This is a genomic window from Lysinibacillus parviboronicapiens (genome assembly GCF_003049575.1).
Classification (GTDB): Bacteria; Bacillota; Bacilli; order Bacillales_A; family Planococcaceae; genus Lysinibacillus; species Lysinibacillus parviboronicapiens.
This window is the reverse complement of the sequence record NZ_PYWI01000008.1, coordinates 65,026-83,279: the sequence shown is the minus strand read 5'-3', so window position 1 is coordinate 83,279 and position 18,254 is coordinate 65,026. Positions and strand designations below refer to the sequence as shown.

The following is an 18,254-nucleotide window of genomic DNA, read 5'->3' as shown; positions in this document are numbered from 1 at the left end:
TTCATTTTCCTCGATTACCACACCAATCAGCTTGGCTTAGGCGTCATTTTCTTTCTAAGTTGTCAAACTTACCTTACTTAACGATTCAGCTCATATATTTTTTTGGCAAAGGCGAGTGCATGTGGGCCGTCCCCGTGTATACACAGTGTTTGGGCGGAAATTTTGATTTTCTTTTGTTGCACAGACATTACCTCATTCGTTGTGAAAATACCTTTGACATGTACTAGCATTTCCGCCTCTGTGTGAATCAGCGCATTTGGTTCCAATCTACTCACTAATGTACCGTCATCATTGTAATTACGATCTGAAAAAGCTTCCTCGTACACCAGTAATCCTTGTTCTTTTGCAATAGTGGCCATCTTACTGCCAGACAAGCAATATAAAATATATGCTGGGTTTACGTCATATACCGCCTTGACAATCGCTGTTGCCTTTTCGATATCATTTGCACTTTGATTATAAAGCGCCCCATGCGGCTTGACATGATGGAGTGTTCCATTTTCTACAGTAACAAAAGCTTGTAATGCCCCTATTTGATAGACGACCATATTGTAAATTTCCTGTGCACTAAAATCCCGATTACGACGACCAAATCCTTCGACATCAGGATAACCTGGGTGTGCGCCAATATGGACATTTTTTCGGATGGCATTTCTTACAGTACGATGCATTATTGTATGATTACCAGCATGATAGCCACATGCAATATTAATGGACGTCACATAATCTAAAATTGCATCATCATTGTCTAATCTAAAAGCATCCGTGCTTTCACCCATATCACAATTTATATCAAATGGCATAGCTATCCCTCCGATAGTGCAAATTTCACAGTGTTAAACACACGCATTTGAGCAATTTTATGTAAGTCCTCTTCATGAATTGTAGCAATTATTGGATAGCCACCAACCGTTTGTGCATCTGCCATTAATACGATTGGCTCCCCATTTTGTGGCACTTGAATTGTTCCAAATTGTGTTGCCTCCGAAAGAATATCTTTCTTTTCCTTCAACTGCAGCACAGAACCTTTCAAGTAATAGCCCATCCGATTTCCCCCTGTCAATTGGAACGAATGCTGCAATAATTGCTGTTGACTTTCTTCGGTAAATAAATCAAAATGAGGGCCTTTAAAAACGCTTACTGTTATGGCGTCTTTAAATGTCGGACGAAATGGTGCATATAGACCCCTTGTAAATGGCATGGACGCAGATGACTCAGTTTCATGCCCATACAATATGCTACCTTTCCTTACCGAATCACCTATGGTCCCTAAGGGAAAACACGAATTACTGGCCAGTATTTGCGCTGTTTGAAATCCACCTTTAGGCGTTAGATACACGATTGACCCACAACTGACATTTTTTATCGTTAACCGATCTCCCTGTGCTAATTGAAAGGTCTTCCACATTTCGACAGGTACACCATTCACGCAACATTCGCTTTGTGCCCCTGTCAATACATAAGTACCTCCAGTTAATGCCTCAAATTCAAACCCACCAATAAATACTTCAAATGAAGTTTGGTTTTTGTCGTTATTTAAAATATAATGAGCTGCTTGGAATGATACTTTATCCATAGGTCCAGATCGAGGAATACCGTATGCCCGATAGCCGTATCTCCCTTGGTCTTGCATGCTACCATATACACCTTGCTTTTTCACTATAAGAAGTGGCTTCAACTGCTACACTCCTTTGCTCTTTATTTCACTATACTCCTGCTTTGTGATTTCATAAAACTGTACTTGATCCCCTAGAGAAAATAAAAAACTGTTCTTCTCGTGTACATCAAATAAAGTAAATGGTGTTTTGCCAATAATATTCCAACCACCTGGTGAATCGAGTGGATAAATCCCTGTCTGTGCACCACCAATGCCAACTGAGCTTGCTGATACTGATTTTCTTGGCTTCTTCAAGCGTGGTACAAACAATTGTTCATGTAAATCACCCAAATAAGGAAATCCCGGTAAAAATCCAATTAAATACACAAGGTATGCCTTAGACATGTGCATTACTTTTACCTCTTCATACGTTAAGCGCGTATAATCCATAACACGTTGCATATCTAAGGCAAATTCTTCATCATAGCAAATTGGAATTTGTAAATGGCGACTTGGTATTTCTTCGTTTGTTGTAGACATTTGCATAGCAAGCCATTGCTTTTGTAAACACTTTATATCAATTTTTTGATGGATATATGCCGTAACTGTGTGATAGCTAGCAACTGTTTCAACTAACTTGTGCTGTAGATTTTTTTGCAGAAACCAATTAAATTTTTGTACAGCTTGAAAATTTTCTTGGGATATTACTTCATTAAATGCAAAACGAACTGTGTATTGGCTAATCCACATAGTATGAGGGAAATTAATTATTCGCCGCACAAATTGCCTCTTTGATGCAGATTTCGATACTGGCGATTAAATCTTGGCTATTCCATCCTGGTATTTTGCCATGCTGAATGGCCAACTCAAAGGAAGCAGGAATATGGATGAATCCAGCGAGAACTCCTTCATGTTGCTGTGCGTAACGTAGCCCTTCATACATAATATTATTGCATAAATAGGTACCTGCTGTATTTGAAATTTCGGCAGGATAGACTTCGTTGTGTAAGCGGTTCACCATGTTGCGGATAGGCAAATTCGTTAGATAGGCATCGACTCCACCGTCAAGAATGCTTTCATCCACTGGTGTATAACCATTATTATCAACCTCGCCATCTTTCACATTAATGGCAATTCGCTCTGGTGTAATCTTAAAACGTCCTCCAGCTAATCCTAATGAGATGATGATTTTAGGCTCTACTTCAGCAATATGTTGTTGCAACTGCTGGGCAGATTGCTGAAAATCTACAGACAATATGCGTCCAGCAATCTCATAATCATCCATTACCTTTCCATCCAAAGCTTCTACAATTTGCATGGTTGGATTCATTGTATAGTCAAGAAATGGCACAAACCCTGTTATTAATATTTTTGTCATTTTATTCACCTAGATTTCTATTGGACGTTGTTTGATGATCCGCCCATTTTGATTTTGTTTATTGACTGGTGTCGAGACAACCGCCTCGATAATTGCCTGATTGAATAACTTATGAGCCTGAATACATGAATTTAATTCCTCATCATACACAATTTCGTCTGCCACTTCTGATATTATATCAAGTGCCACCCATTGGGGGTAACGTAAAATACTTACAGAAGAGTATGTTGGTGTCACTTCCATCCCCCGGTAGAAATTAATATTGCCCATTTCTTCAATTGGGTATTTTTGAGGTTCCCACTTCGTACCATACTTATAATAACGATGACGCCAATAAGTATTTTCTTCAGCAAAGGTTGTGTCTTCAAAAATAGCATTCACTTTTTCAGCTACATGTTCTAAATTTTTTGCCTGAATCTCCCTTGTCCCACTATCTGCATAACGACCAATCCCATATATTTTTGCGCTTGGCAATGTATAGGAGACTGGAAAAATAGGTGGGCAAGCATAGCCAGCAAAAGGCTGTACCCATTCACGCGCAGGAATCCCATGATCATCTAGTACAATATCAGGTGCCCATTTTTTTAATATCATTGGTAAAACATTTGCCTCACCAAATACACTTTTTTGGAATTTCACATGCGCAAATTCTAATCCAACTGCATTGTATCTGGCTGCATGATGTTTCCATTTTGGATGCTCTTGTGTCAAAGTCTTCATCAGCTCATAACCATCCGGGTTCGCTAGTGGAATCACAATCATATTGATTTTCTTTAAAATCTCTGGGTGCTGACGAATAACATCTTCCACTAGTTCTAATATAGCAGGTGTACTCGAAACTTCATTTGGATGATGCCCCGCTTCAAAAACAATCGTATGCTTGTCATTAGATTTCTTGAGCCCCGAAAAATAGTCACTAGTAATCGGTTCTGTCACTTCGATAAAGGGTATCAAGTTCCCTTTATACGACAAATCCGCAGTATTGATTTTGACTTCTGGCATGGTGTTATATCTACTTAATAGCTGAAAGTCATCTTTTATTTTGTGTTTTAATGGTTGTTCTACTGCAACAACTTGACGTTTTTGGCCAACGAGCATTTCTACACGGTCCATCCGTCCGTTATCATCAAATAGTATTCGCTTTGTTGTAGAGGCTATATATGCTTGTTCACGCCACTGATACAACTTTAGCAAGCTATTAATGGGCGCATAGATATCCTCCTGCATATGGATAAAAGGTACAACACCTCCTGGCGCCTTATAAGGTCGATTCACTAGTCGGTCGCCCAATGCATAAAAATAGTCCAGCGTGTTGAAATATATATCCTCATACAACGCCTCAAAGGATGAATTTGCTTCTTGTTTAATAGAGAGTTCCTCTTCAATTCCAGAAGAGGTAAAGTCTATTTCAATTCGGTCAAAAAGCGGATACAGTTCCCCTTGACTGCTACTACTTTTATCAATAACTAATCGATCCACGACATGTGGTAAAAATCTATCTATATAGTATTTATAAAAGCGTTCTCGATCAGACAATATGGCTTTTTCTTGAATACAATCTTCATCTTTAAATAATCTGTATCCTGCTGTAGTCGGATACGCTTTTTTATCTCCAGCTACATAATCCAATTCACTAATTAACGGGTTTAATACCGCTATCAATTGTTCATCTACATAGACACGATAAACGTGATGTTGTGTGGACGATAGTTCAAAATGAACATTCTCCTTCGGAACCCCATATTGCGCTTCAATCAATTCGTCAATCGGATATAGTTCCATAATCCATCGATTGCGTAATTCTAAACCTTTTTGCTTGCTGCCATCCTTACAAACAATTTTCACCTGTGTAAAAGGTGTTTGAACTGACGGCAGTACTTCTTCTAATATCCAGTACAATCCTGTTTTAAATGCCGAGCGCACATAGATAGTCTTTAGAGTGGGAAATTTATCAACTAAATCTAAACGATAGTTATCTCGTTTTTCTTTTGATGCCGTTATATATATTTCGGCATCTACTTCTAGTTGTGTTTCCATTTGTAATGCATTCATAATCGATGTAGCTTCTGATTCATCTTGCCACTTTTCTTCGTATAGCAGTTGAGCTTCATTAACTTGCTTGTCGTTTAATTCCCAAATACCAAGTAAACCACCTTCAGTGACGTGCTTTTCTTTTGTAATCGTATGAAGAACAGTTGGTAGACTTACTTTCGTACCCATTATATGAATGGCGTTCGGAGCGACTAGTTCCATAATATTTTCGGTCCCTAGTTTAATGACAATGGACAAATTACGTTCTTCTTGTGTCACAACAGGAAAAGAAGCTGTCGTTGAATATAAGCCTAGTCGTAGCCCAAGATAACAAACTTCTTTCAAGAGTGCATGACTTTGCACTGCTTCTTGCAAATGCATTTGTACACTTAGATGTTGTAAAGGATGGGCCTCATCTTTTTCACCAGTACCATAAGCTGACCACAGATGACTTAAACTTTCATAATAGATAGCAGGAATCGTTTCACTTGTATCTGGCATACCCTCACACGCAACAGCGCTTAACAATGCCGATAATGACTCCTCTGTCTCATAATAAAAGATAAATGTTGAATTTTTTTTCATCACATACGTGGCATCATGGTGTTGAAAAATCATTGAGAAAGTTTGGTTGGCTGGTTGAAATAAATTAAAATCAAGTTCATTTGCTTCCAAGCCCAATCTCACACAAAAGTCGATTAATCCAACAGGTGCAAGATGAGACGGTAATTCAATATATAAGGAAGGTTTTTTTAACGGTTGATGCATACTAAATAAACTTGTGAAAATAGTTGTATTCATATTCATCACCTAAACTTTCATATTCGGATCTAAGCGGTCACGCAGCCAATCCCCTAATAAGTTAAAGCCTAATACTGTTAACATAATTGCAATACCTGGGAATACAGAAATCCACCATGCCGATGTCATATAGTTCCGACTATCGGCTAGCATGCCGCCCCATGAAGGTACAGTTGGTTCAACGCCTAATCCTAAAAATGTCAGGGAAGCCTCTAATAAAATAAACTCTGCAATACACATAGTAGCTAATACTAAAATAGAAGACGCAACATTTGGCAGAATATGCTTAACGATTATTTTGAAATGAGTTCCTCCAATAGCTTTCGCCGCTTGAATATACTCTTGTTCTTTTAAGGCCAAAATTTCTCCGCGTATTAATCGGGCAAAACTTACCCAATACGTAAGACCTAAAATAATAATGATTTTCTCAATGCCTGTACCAAATACACTCATAATAACAATCGCTAATAATATAAAAGGCAGCCCTAATTGAACTTCTGCCAAACGCATAATTAAATCATCCAACCATTTCCCAAAATAACCAGAAACAAGTCCTAAAACCGTGCCTAACACAAGAGAAATGGCAACCCCGCAAATACCAACCAATAAAGAAATACGTGCCCCATAAATAATTCTACTCAACAAATCACGTCCTACTTGGTCTCCTCCAAGTAAATATTGTGATTCCCCTGTTTCATCCAACCATTTAGGCATATCTAGGCGTTGCCCTAAACTGGCAGCACCTGGATCATATGGCGCGATATATGGCGCAAAAATGGCACAAAATATGGCGGCTACTACTAGCACTAATCCGATCATCCCTGTCAAGTTCGCTTTGATATACTTTAAAATCTGCATCATTTTACTTGTCTTTTTAGCCGCTACTATTTCAGTCTCAATCGCCTGTGTCATTAATTGTCACCTCTTCCTGTCCGAATTTTCGGGTTAATCAATGAGTAGCATAAATCTACCATCAAATTGACCATGATCATTAATAATGCCAGAAGAATAATGCCACCTTGTACAACTGGATAATCCCGTTGATTGATGGAGTCAACAATTAAACGACCAATGCCTGGCCAAGAAAATACTTGCTCTACTATAACCGCACCACCTAATAGCCCACCAAACTGCAAACCAACAAATGTCACCGTTGGCAATAACGCATTTCGGAATGCATGCCTTACAATGACGAGCCATTCTCTAATTCCTTTAGATCTTGCTGTCGTGACATATTGCATTTTAAGTACCTCAAGCATCGATGATCGAATTAAACGCACTAAAATACCTGATAAAATAAGTCCTAATGCGATGGATGGCAATATTAACGAACTCAAGCCATCAAAACCTGATACAGGTAGCCATTTTAGCTGTACAGCAAAGATTAAAATTAACATAAAGGCTAACCAAAAGTTTGGAAATGAGATACCTAGTAGCGAGAAGATACGACCAAATATATCAATTGATTTTCCTTTATACACAGCTGATAGAATGCCAATAGGAACAGCGATTAATAACGCCACAGTCATACCACCTAAAGCAAGTGCAATCGTTGGCCATGCACGTTCTATCAGCATATCCAGAACGGGGCTATTGGAGCGATACGACGTACCAAAATCAAGCATGAATAAATCTTTCATAAAAATGATATATTGTTCCCACACCGGCTTATCTAAACCTAATTTAGCAGTTAACTCTTCTACGGCCTGCTGACTTGGTTCACCAGCACCGAACATAATACTTACTGGGTCTCCTGTTAAACGGATAGAGAAAAATATGATTAATGAAACGGCCATAATCACCAGCACCGTATGCGATAAACGTCTCAGTATATAGGAAAGCATAATTCCATCCTCCTAGTTTGAAATGAAAGAGATAGTATGTAAGCATACTATCTCTTAACTTACTAATTACTCGACAGTAACCCCTTCAAATCTAAAGCGACCATCATGTGGTGGTTGGAAATCTTTTACTCGCTTATTCACTCCGTATATTTCAACTTCTGAATATAAATTCACTTCTGCTGCATCTTCATATAATACGTCTGTCAGTTCTTTAAAGATTTTTTCACGTTCCGTACTATCATTCGTCGCACGTTCCGCAGTTAACAATTGTTCAACTTTATCGTTTTTATAAGTTGGATTCCAAAATTCTCCTTCGTGATACATTAAATAGGCAGTATTATCAAAGTCTAAAGTCCAACCACCCCAACCATTTTTATACATATGACCAGCGTCGCCTTTTGGTATTAATTCTGATTGGAAGGTTGTATTTTCTACACTATTAATAGATACTTTTAAGCCCACTTCTTGTAAATAGAAAGCGACTGCTTGTGCAATTTCTTTAAATGTTCCATCAGTACCCGGAATATAGAATTCTAATGTTGTTCCTTCAGCAACATTTGCCTCAGCAAGAAGTTTTTTTGCCTTTTCAGGATCATATGGATATGGTTGTAAATCTTTGTTATAGCCAAATGAAAGTTCACTTTGGAATGAGCTGATAAGTTTTCCATAACCACCTAAGATTTCTTTCACGATTGTTTCCTTATCAATGGCAAAGTTGATTGCTTGTCGAACTCGTACATCGTCTACAGGTGCTTTCGCTGTATCAAAGCGTATCGAGTATGCTGTAGGAGTAGGTACATCCATTAAAGTGATGAAGTCAGTACCTTCTGCGGTTGCTGCTTGAGCAACTTCTAAGCGTGTCATAATATCAATGTTACCTGTTTGTAATTCTGCTAATGCTGTCGCAGTTTCTGGAATGACTTTAAACGTTACTTTATCTAGCTTAATTGCGTCTTTATTCCAATAATCTGCATAACGCTCCACGACCACTTCTTTATCACGTTGGTAATCCGTCATCTTGAATGGACCTGTTCCGACAGGTTTCATATCAAAATTCTCTGCACCCTGTTCAGTAATGTATTTTGGTGGAACGATGACTGCACCGTAACCAGATAATTTCGTTAATAACACTGGGTCAATTGCCTTTAAATACATTGTTACTTCATAATCGCCAGTTACTTCTACACGATCAATCGATGTATAGTTTGAATATTGAGGCCCCTTTTGCCCCTCTTCACCAAGTAAACGGTCAAATGTAAATTTAACTGCTTCTGCGTTAAATGGTTCGCCATTGTGGAATGTAACGCCATTACGCAATTGGAATACGAGTGTCTTATCATCTACATATTCCCAAGACTCTGCTAAGCCGGGTTGAATTTCTAAGTCAAGTGAACGACTAACTAAACCTTCAAATACGGAAGTTCCAACCATACTCCAAGCCAATAGATATGTATCAATTGGATCCCAGTTTTGTGGATCTCCCGGAACACGAATGACTAATTCGTTGCCACGGGCTATTGCTGGATTTTCACCCTTCACTTTTCCATTGTTTTTTTCTTTATTACCACTTTCTGATGTGTCACCACTACATGCTGTTAATACGAGCAGCATACATACAAGTAACAACGTGAACAATTTGTATTTTTTCATATACGACATCCCCTTTGTTGTTTGCTATTTATACACCATATGGATATGGCAACGAATAACCTAATTCAGCTGATATTGAAGCCGCTGTGGCCCAAAGCCCCTCTAAAAAACCATTTACTTTTTCTTTAGGTAATAACGAATCTATTCCAGCGATACTGATGGAATATTCTACTTCACGATTGCTATTAAAAATTGGTACAGCTATTGAAATGGTGCCCTCTTCTAGTTCGGAAACACTGTAGGCATAGCCATTGTTTTTTCCAAATTCAATCAATTCATAGATTTCTTCGTCTGTTACCGGTGTTCCACTGGCATATTTTTTACGTGTTTTTTGTAAAACTTCTTGTATTTTTTCTTCTGATTGGAAAGATAAGATAATACGTGAACAAGCACCTGCGTACAGTGGCGCCCTTCTCCCTACTCTTGTATAAAGTAATACCGGTTTTAGACTTTCTATTTTTTCAATGTATAGACCATCTGTATCGTCCATCACGATTAACTGAACAGCTAAGTCAAATTTCTGCTGTAACATTTTCATATGTGGTATAGCAAGTGAACGAATTTCAATGGAATTAGCAGCAATAGCCCCCAATTCAATTAATTTATGTCCAAGAAAATAATGATCACTCAACACTAGTTGACCACCACTTTGAATATATGGGCGTTTTAACACCCCTAATTCTGTGAATGTCTTCAGAAATCTAAGTAAGGTAGGCTTTGGAATGTCTGTTTCATGTGCCAGTTCATCTAAACGCCAGGAAGGTTTTTCTTCCGTAAATAATGTCAAAATGTTAATGCCTTTTTCTATTGTTTTACTCATCATAATCGCTCCATTTTTTATTCATAAAGTAAGCAGGATACATCATGCTTCTCACCCATTCTTTTTAGGGTAGGAGGCGTCACTGTGCATATGTCCATACAATTAGGACATCTTGTATGGAATGTACATCCACTAGGTGGGTTTGCAGGATTTGGAACATCTCCTCTCAGGACAATACGCTCTTTTTTTCTCGAAGGATGCGATTTTGGTAATGCCGATAGTAACGCTTTTGTATAGGGATGTTTTGGATTACTAAACAATTCATGCTTATCCGCTACTTCCACTAATTTCCCTAAGTACATAACACCAATACGATCACAAAAATGATGGACGACACTTAAATCATGTGAAATGAAGATATAGGTAAGATTCATTTCCTTCTTTAAGTCTTTCATGATGTTCAATACTTGAGATTGAATCGATACATCAAGTGCAGATACAGGCTCGTCCGCTATAATGAGCTTAGGATTTGAAACAAGTGCTCTCGCAATGCCTATTCGTTGTCTTTGACCACCTGAAAATTCATGTGGGAAACGATCTAATTGCTTTTGTGTCAGTCCCACCTGTTTAGCTACTTCATAAACTCGTTGTTTTCTTTCTTCTTTTGTACCAATCTTAAAATTAACCAATGGTTCTTCAATGATTTTATAGACCTTCATTCGAGGATTAAGGGAAGAAAAAGGATCTTGGAAAATAATTTGCATGTCTCGGCGTTTTTCACGTACCTTTTTCGGGCTCAGGTTTGCAATATTTTCTCCGTTTAATAAAATTTCACCCTCTGTTGGTGTAAGTAATTGAATGAGTGTTTTTCCCATCGTAGACTTTCCACAGCCTGATTCACCAACTATGCCTAAAACCTCTCCTTCATTTACAGTAAATGAAATATCATCTACTGCTTTTAAATAATCTGCCCGTGATCCTTTTAAGTTGAAATATTTTTTCAAGTGTTTTACTTCTAATAATGGACTGACCATTTACATCCCCCCTATTAATTCTCCGCTCTCATAAAGCCAGCAACGCACTGTACTGCCAATATTTGTTGTAAACAAATTTGGTTTATTCTTACATTTTCCTGTTGCATACTCACATCGATCGAAAAATCTACAACCTGCTGGCATATCCGCTGGGGCTGGTACAACTCCCTCAATTGAAGGCAAATACTCCTGCTCTGTCTCAATATCTGGCAAGGAATTCAATAGACCCTGTGTATAAGGATGGAGAGGATGATTAAAAAGATCTAAAACAGTCGCTTCTTCAACTATTTCTCCTGCGTACATGACGACTACTCGTTCGCAAATTTCAGCAACGACGCCAAGATCATGCGTGATGATAATGATAGACATCTGTAATTTCTCTTGCAGGTCTTTCATCAATTCGAGAATTTGGGCCTGAATCGTCACGTCTAATGCAGTAGTAGGTTCATCTGCAATTAATATTTCTGGACCACATGCTAATGCCATGGCAATCATGACTCGTTGACGCATCCCACCTGATAATTGATGAGGATACTCATTCACTACTCTTTCTGGGCGAGGAATTCCAACAAGTTGAAGCATGTCAACAGCACGTTGCAGCGCCTCTTTTTTGGATATATGCTCATGACTAAGAATCATTTCAACTATTTGAGAACCAACTTTATAAACTGGATTTAACGAACTCATCGGTTCTTGGAAAATCATTGCTATTTTTTTCCCTCGAACGTTTCGCCATTCTTTTTTTGATTTTTTGTTAATTTGCATTTGGTCTATGTAAATGTCTCCATTTTGCCAATCCACTCCAGAAGGTAACAATCCCATTAGTGATAGCGACGTCATACTTTTACCACAGCCTGATTCGCCAACAATCCCTAAAGTTTTTCCTTTTTCAAGTTGTAATGACACGCCATTGACAATCGCAATGTCTTTTTTGTCTTGTTCAAATCCTATTTTCAAATCTTTGACTTCCAAAATGTTGACAGCCATTTTTAACCTCCGTTCCAATATATGAAAAGCGATTCCATTTTTTAAAATTCTACATAAAAAAATAACCTATTTCAATAGTTTTCAGAAAAAAATAAATATTTAGTTTAATAAAATTATTCTATAAAAATAAATACTTTTTCTCTATTTTTCTTATTTTTTGTCGAATAAATAGGCTTTTGCAGATTTCCACTTTACATATAACCAAGGGATTTCGTTGATAAATCATTTTACAAATGTTGATTTTTTCGCACAAAAAAAGAGTATGACTCAAAAGAACTTTGTGTCATACTCTCTTTATTAAAATAATCATTTTATATGGCAACAGCTAAAATACAAACTTTACTATTTTATATGTGCAGTCGCTTGTTTCATGACGTATTTCCCCACGCCAATATAGATCGCCACTGTTACTCCAATGAATACGAATGTCATTGCTGACCGCTCCTTTTCTTATAGATACTTCAACTTAAAAACGAAAACTTTTGCACTATCTTATTGAATTTGAAAATCATTCTCACTAATATAATATAAATTTCAGCCTATTTCGTCAAGACATACTTTCATCTTACCCTTTTAACATGGTAAGATGTAGAAAAGTCGGAAAAAGGATGCGGTAATGATGAGTAATTCGAAGTACTTTCAAACTATTTTAAACGGGACAATCCATGCATTAAAATCGATACTACCCATGGACATCCAGGTGAAATCGCCAAGTATTATTTCTGAACCTTTTCAACAGCAACAAATGGGCGTATTAATTGGGCTTATTGGAGATTTAAAGGGCCGTGTTATTATCGATTCCTCTCCTGAAATATTCAGTGGCATTGGCAACACGATGTTTGGTATGCCTCTTGAAGGAGAAATGTTAGAATCCTTTACAGGTGAATTCGGAAACATGATTGCAGGTAACTTATGTACGGCTGTCGGACAACAAAACCTTGAAATTGATATTACGCCACCAACTGTAATGGTGGGAAACACGAAGTTATATGGGTTTGAGAAAGCCTTTGTCCTCCCTGTTACGATTCCAGACATTGGTGCACTAACGGTTCTATTAACCATTGAAGAAGAAGCATAACTAACTAGATTCTGATCTTGCAAACGATACATCTTATGCCATCGCATCAAACATTTATGCATAAAATTTGGCATTCGCTAAATAGGAGGGCAGCCCCTAGTGATACATACATCACTTAGGGGTTGCCCTCTTATTTTTGTGCAAACTACTGCTGAACGACCACGCACATCCATCTCAAAGCTATCAATCGTCGAACTACAAGATTAGGTCTCAATGCTCAGAACGTTTATTTATTTTTTTGATTGACACCTTTGAGCGAATGACTACTAAACTGTCTTTTTACCTATTCGTAAGATACCTTCTTTTGTTTTCGCTCTATATTTCACATTTTTTTCACACTTTGACCGAGAAAGTGTGATTTTTTTCACATCAAATCGACATAAATTTCTATATGATGACATTAAGAAAGTCCACTAAGAAAGCGTAGGAGGGAGCAACAATGGCAAATAAAAAGAAGTCAGAAGATAATCTTAAAGGTTCACTCTATGCAGTATTTGGAGTCGGCATCATTATTATTTTACTGTGGGTATACTGCTTCAATTTATTCATCGGCCGCTTTTAACTTATCACCGTAAATTACCTTTTTCATTCGGTGTTCAGTATGACAAAAGCAGTTAATTCACGTTAAAGTCTGTAAATATTTACCTATGCGTTTAGCCCAATGCCAAGCAGCGGGATGAACATTTCAGCAAGATGTCATTAATTTTAGAAAGAAGGGACAGAGATATATGCACTTACATAAGTATGAGAAATATTGGCTAGTGTTTGGCGTCACTACTTTAGTGGCATTTCTCGTTATTCTCGGCATTGGTGCATTCCATCAAGGCTCACATCCGAACAACGGTAAAAAAACACTAGATTACGAGAAAGCAAAAGAAATTGCACCATTTGATAACCCTGGTGTCCATAAAGTAGAGGGCAAGGATTGGGATTATGAAGTCGTTGTTTTAGCTTCTGCGTTCTATTACAATCCCCCTGAAATCGAAGTTCCACTTGGGGCAAAAGTGAAGTTTATCGGTACAAGTGAAGATGTAATGCACGGCTTTGAGGTTGCCGGCACAAATATTAATATGATGCTTGAACCTGGGTATATTTCCGAATATGTGACAGAAGTAAATAAAGTAGGAGAGTTTTTAATCGTCTGTAACGAGTACTGCGGTACAGGACATACGATGATGCACTCTATGCTAAAGGTGGTGGATCCAAATGAGTCTGAATAATAATTTGACAAAGGTGGATCGTCGTGACGCGAAGCTTGCAATGGCGCATATTTATGTCGCATTTATCGCATTATTATTAGGTGGCCTTGCAGGTTTATTACAAGTGTTTGTACGCTCTGGACAATTCACGTTACCAGCAGGTATTGGTTATTATCAAGTTTTAACAGTACACGGTGTGTTACTCGGTCTTATTTTAACAACGTACTTTATTTTTGGTTTCCAAATAGCCAGTGTAAGCCGTACTTCTGGCACGTTCTCAGCTGCTCAACGTCGTCTTGGCTGGATTGGTTTCTGGTTAATGACGATTGGTACAGCTGCGGCAGCAACTATGGTGTTACTCAATAAAGCAACCGTTCTCTATACGTTCTATGCTCCTCTTCAAGCACACTGGATTTTCTACTTAGGCTTAACCTTAGTCGTTGTAGGTTCTTGGGTTGGCGGTGCAGGTCAAATTTTACGTTATGCACAATGGCGTAAAGAAAATAAAGCAAGTGGGCAACCGAGTCCCCTACTATCATTTATGGTTGTTGTTAACAATCTGATGTGGTTTGTTGCCACGCTAGGTGTAGCCGTTTCTGTATTATTCCAGCTACTGCCTTGGTCATTAGGTTTCATCGAACGTGTTGATGTAGCCTTATCTCGTACATTATTCTGGTATTTCGGGCATGCCCTTGTATACTTCTGGTTATTACCAGCTTATATGGTTTGGTATACAATGATTCCAAAGATTATTGGCGGGAAAATTTTCTCTGATTCTCTAGCTAGACTGGCATTTATTCTTTTCTTATTATTCTCTGTACCTGTTGGGATTCATCACCAATTAACTGAACCAGGTATTGATGGTACATGGAAATTCATTCAAGTTGTTTTAACATTTGCCGTTATTGTGCCATCCTTAATGACAGCCTTCTCCATGTTCGCTATGTTTGAATTACGTGGACGTGAATTAGGTGGAAAAGGTCTCTTCGGTTGGTTCAAAAAATTACCGTGGACTGATGTACGTTTCTTTGTACCTTTCATCGGTATGGTGTCGTTCATTCCTGGTGGTGCTGGCGGGATCGTCAATGCTTCTTATCAAATGAACCAATTAATCCATAACACCATTTGGGTAACGGGACATTTCCATTTAACAATCGCTACGGCTGTCGTGTTAACTTACTTCGGTGCGGCATTCTGGTTAATTCCGCATTTAACAGGTCGTACGCTCACAAAATCATTAAACAATCTTGGTAACTTCGCAGGGATTTTATGGGCAGTTGGTATGACAATCATGTCTTCTGCTATGCATATCGCAGGTCTTATCGGTGCACCTCGTCGTTCAGATTACTCTGAGTACGGTGGCGCCCAACAAGCATATGATTGGATTCCATATCAAATTGCACAAGCAGTTGGTGGTACAATTTTGTTCATCGCCATCCTAGTAATTATGTATATCGTTGTAAAACTAGCATGGTTCGCACCAAAAGGTGACGAAGAGTTCCCAGTAAGTGACGTACATGAACACAGTGGCAAAACACCAGCCATTTTAGAAAACTTTAAACTATGGGTTGTTATTTTAGTCGCATTAATATTATTTGCTTACACTGTTCCACTGATTGATATTATTTCCAACTCACCTCCTGGCTCAAAAGGCTATAAACTTTGGTAACTCATGCATCCCGCATCTTCTTTATTAAAGCGATTTCTCTGTAATAGAGAAATCGCTTTTTCTTTTAAAATAGAAGTATCTAGATGAACCCGTTGATTTCCGCTACGGCGGACGCTTTTCATAGGCATGGCTTCAGTCTCCTCGTTGCTATATCCTCTCGAAGCCTTTAGCTCTTGCGATTCTCGCTGGAAACTTTGCTCTGTAGCGAAAGGCGAATGGCGTCAGCTATAATTTAAAGGTGATGGATAGGATGACTGAAAATTTAAATCATGAACATCGTCAAAATAATAAACAAATTTAAGCGCATCGCTAAGAAAACGCTGGATTGTGTTTTATACATTGCAAAAGAAGCATTGGATAACCCTCAAAGCTGGTCATGCAGATAATACTTACTTTTGCTGCAATGACTTTGAAGAAACTTGCTAACTGAATATAGCGAAGTCCAGAAATGGCATAATAGTTGAATTCGTAGTAGTTCGTGGAATTTTAAGCGCAATGGAAAAGGCATTCAGAATATCATCATTCTGAATGCCTTTTATCGTCAAACTGAAGCGATTTCTCCGTAATAGAGATATCACTTTTTTATAGCTGATACAGTTTTGTATATTTGTCTTGTAAATAGTTTGCTAGATAGTGGCCATTCAAGCCTTCCCCTGTCGCCGCTTGGAGCAGCTCGAAAGGTTTTTTCAATGCACCATATTGATGCACCTTATCGCTTAGCCATTCACGAATAGGCAGTAGCTCGCCATTTGCTAGCAGGTCATCAAAGTTTGGAATATCCTTGTCCATCGCATGCTTCCACTGTGCCGCATAGATCAGACCTAAAGCATAAGATGGGAAATAACCAAACATGCCACCTGACCAGTGCATATCTTGCAGTACCCCTTGTGCATCTGTCTCAGGTCGAATACCTAAGTATTCCTCGTACTTAGCATTCCATACTTGCGGTAAATCTTTTGCTTGTAAATCACCATTGAACAAGTCGCGCTCAATCTCATAACGAATCATAATATGCAGCGCATACGTTAGCTCATCTGCTTCAATACGGATAAGTGACGGTTCCACCATATTAATGGCACGTAAGAAATCGGCTAATGCAACTTCACCAAATTGTGCGGGCGAATACTTTTGCAGACGCTCATAATTATGCTCCCAGAATTTTTCGTTTCGACCGACAAAGTTTTCATAAAACAATGATTGGGATTCGTGTATGCCCATTGATGTGCCTTGTGCTAATGGTAAACCATCAAGCTTGGCGTCAATATTTTGTTCATACATGGCATGTCCACACTCATGAATTGTACCAAATATCGCCGAACGGAAATCCGCTTCATCATATTTCGTAGTAATCCGGTTATCCCCATGATTTAAACCGATCATAAATGGATGGACACTTTCGTCTAAGCGACCCGCATCAAAATCATAGCCAAGTTGCGCTAAAATTTCTAGTGACAGCGCTCGTTGTTCCTCTCGCGGGAAATGCTTAAATAAAACGCTGGTATCTGGTTTATTTGATGATGCAGCAATTTTTTGTACCAGTGACACAATCGTTGTACGTAACTCGCCAAAAACGCGGTCTAAAATTTCCGTCGTCATTTCTGGCTCATATTGGTCCAGTAATGTGTTGTATGGAGAGCCGTTTTTCATGCCCCAATAACCGATAAATTTCTTTTGCCAAGCAATGATTTCTTCGAGGTATGGTAAAAATAGCGCAAAATTATTTTCTGCTTTTGCCTCTTCCCAAACGGCTTCTGCTTTCGATTGCAAGATTACAAATTCCTTGTACTCATGCGCTGGAATTTTTTTATTATTGTCGTAGTTTTTGCGCACTTCCTCGACTAAGCGCAGTGTGACATAATCCAGCTCTTCCTTCTGCGCTTCAAGTACCGTAAGTAACTCCCCTAATTCTTCACTCGTTTGCATGTCAAATAGTGAGGCTGATAGCGTCCCAATCACTTCTGAGCGCTGAGCGAGTCCCTTCTTAGGTGCCCCCGTGCGCATATCCCAATAAATTACACTGAGCGCTTCTTCATAATGTTCCATTTTCTTCACATAATCTATAAATCGTTGAACGGCCATGCCATCATCCCCCTTTTTCTCGCTACTATTTTATCATATTTTCGAAAATTTTGGATATTATGGACTTTTAAGTATTTAAAATATGTGCAATATCATTGTTGTGTGTTGATTTCCATGCTTGTTCACAGTTGATTTCACACTACCCGA

General features: G+C 38.4%; 17 protein-coding genes. 4 read left to right on the top strand and 13 right to left on the bottom strand.

Annotation, left to right across the window (positions count from 1 at the left end):
* Positions 1-77 precede the first annotated feature (77 nt).
* The 11 genes from C9J35_RS09185 to C9J35_RS09135 form a co-directional block, all read right to left on the bottom strand.
* Positions 78-803, bottom strand: a complete 726-nt coding sequence (locus C9J35_RS09185; RefSeq protein ID WP_107924270.1) for a 5-oxoprolinase subunit PxpA — start codon at positions 801-803, stop codon at positions 78-80.
* 2 nt (positions 804-805) lie between these two features.
* Positions 806-1,678, bottom strand: a complete 873-nt coding sequence (locus C9J35_RS09180; RefSeq protein WP_107924269.1) for a 5-oxoprolinase subunit C family protein — start codon at positions 1,676-1,678, stop codon at positions 806-808.
* Positions 1,679-1,681: 3 nt separating this feature from the next.
* Entirely contained in the window at positions 1,682-2,377 is a 696-nt protein-coding gene (pxpB, locus tag C9J35_RS09175) for a 5-oxoprolinase subunit PxpB (RefSeq protein ID WP_107924268.1), read from the bottom strand.
* Complete coding sequence (locus tag C9J35_RS09170; RefSeq protein WP_054767548.1) at positions 2,361-2,975, bottom strand: pyroglutamyl-peptidase I; 615 nt, start codon at positions 2,973-2,975, stop codon at positions 2,361-2,363. The genes pxpB and C9J35_RS09170 overlap by 17 nt, the downstream gene beginning before the upstream one ends.
* A gap of 9 nt (positions 2,976-2,984) precedes the next feature.
* Entirely contained in the window at positions 2,985-5,807 is a 2,823-nt protein-coding gene (locus C9J35_RS09165; protein ID WP_107924267.1) for a M14 family metallopeptidase, read from the bottom strand.
* Positions 5,808-5,816: 9 nt separating this feature from the next.
* A complete protein-coding gene (locus C9J35_RS09160) occupies positions 5,817-6,719 on the bottom strand; it encodes an ABC transporter permease (protein ID WP_107924266.1) in 903 nt (300 codons plus the stop codon).
* Positions 6,719-7,651, bottom strand: coding sequence for a nickel ABC transporter permease (nikB, locus tag C9J35_RS09155; RefSeq protein WP_054767547.1), 933 nt, complete (start codon positions 7,649-7,651; stop codon positions 6,719-6,721). The genes C9J35_RS09160 and nikB overlap by 1 nt, the downstream gene beginning before the upstream one ends.
* Before the next feature lie 66 nt (positions 7,652-7,717).
* A complete protein-coding gene (locus C9J35_RS09150; protein WP_107924265.1) occupies positions 7,718-9,301 on the bottom strand; it encodes an ABC transporter substrate-binding protein in 1,584 nt (527 codons plus the stop codon).
* A gap of 28 nt (positions 9,302-9,329) precedes the next feature.
* On the bottom strand, positions 9,330-10,121 hold the full coding sequence (locus C9J35_RS09145; RefSeq protein WP_107924264.1) for an IclR family transcriptional regulator: 792 nt from the start codon (positions 10,119-10,121) through the stop codon (positions 9,330-9,332).
* A gap of 17 nt (positions 10,122-10,138) precedes the next feature.
* Positions 10,139-11,095 (bottom strand): ABC transporter ATP-binding protein, encoded by a 957-nt coding sequence (locus tag C9J35_RS09140; RefSeq protein ID WP_107924263.1) that lies wholly within the window; start codon positions 11,093-11,095, stop codon positions 10,139-10,141.
* Positions 11,096-12,082: an ABC transporter ATP-binding protein gene (locus C9J35_RS09135; protein WP_153062950.1), complete on the bottom strand. Its 987-nt coding sequence runs from the start codon at positions 12,080-12,082 to the stop codon at positions 11,096-11,098. It lies immediately after the preceding gene.
* Between the two features lie 619 nt (positions 12,083-12,701).
* Here C9J35_RS09135 and C9J35_RS09130 point away from each other — a divergent pair.
* The 4 genes from C9J35_RS09130 to C9J35_RS09120 all read left to right on the top strand — a co-directional run bounded on the left by C9J35_RS09130 (position 12,702) and on the right by C9J35_RS09120 (position 16,028).
* Entirely contained in the window at positions 12,702-13,160 is a 459-nt protein-coding gene (locus C9J35_RS09130) for a chemotaxis protein CheX (protein WP_054767581.1), read from the top strand.
* Between the two features lie 439 nt (positions 13,161-13,599).
* Positions 13,600-13,722, top strand: coding sequence for a hypothetical protein (locus C9J35_RS24520; RefSeq protein WP_268807919.1), 123 nt, complete (start codon positions 13,600-13,602; stop codon positions 13,720-13,722).
* Between the two features lie 166 nt (positions 13,723-13,888).
* Complete coding sequence (locus C9J35_RS09125) at positions 13,889-14,380, top strand: cupredoxin domain-containing protein (RefSeq protein WP_054767546.1); 492 nt, start codon at positions 13,889-13,891, stop codon at positions 14,378-14,380.
* Complete coding sequence (locus C9J35_RS09120) at positions 14,367-16,028, top strand: b(o/a)3-type cytochrome-c oxidase subunit 1 (protein WP_107924262.1); 1,662 nt, start codon at positions 14,367-14,369, stop codon at positions 16,026-16,028. The genes C9J35_RS09125 and C9J35_RS09120 overlap by 14 nt, the downstream gene beginning before the upstream one ends.
* On the opposite strand, the gene C9J35_RS23545 is transcribed toward C9J35_RS09120, so the two are convergent.
* Positions 16,013-16,156: a hypothetical protein gene (locus tag C9J35_RS23545; RefSeq protein WP_167395938.1), complete on the bottom strand. Its 144-nt coding sequence runs from the start codon at positions 16,154-16,156 to the stop codon at positions 16,013-16,015. The two genes, C9J35_RS09120 and C9J35_RS23545, sit on opposite strands and share 16 nt — an antisense overlap.
* A gap of 454 nt (positions 16,157-16,610) precedes the next feature.
* Positions 16,611-18,107 carry a carboxypeptidase M32 gene (locus tag C9J35_RS09115; protein ID WP_107924261.1) on the bottom strand — a complete coding sequence of 499 codons (1,497 nt, stop codon included), beginning with the start codon at positions 18,105-18,107 and terminating at the stop codon, positions 16,611-16,613.
* Positions 18,108-18,254 lie beyond the last annotated feature (147 nt).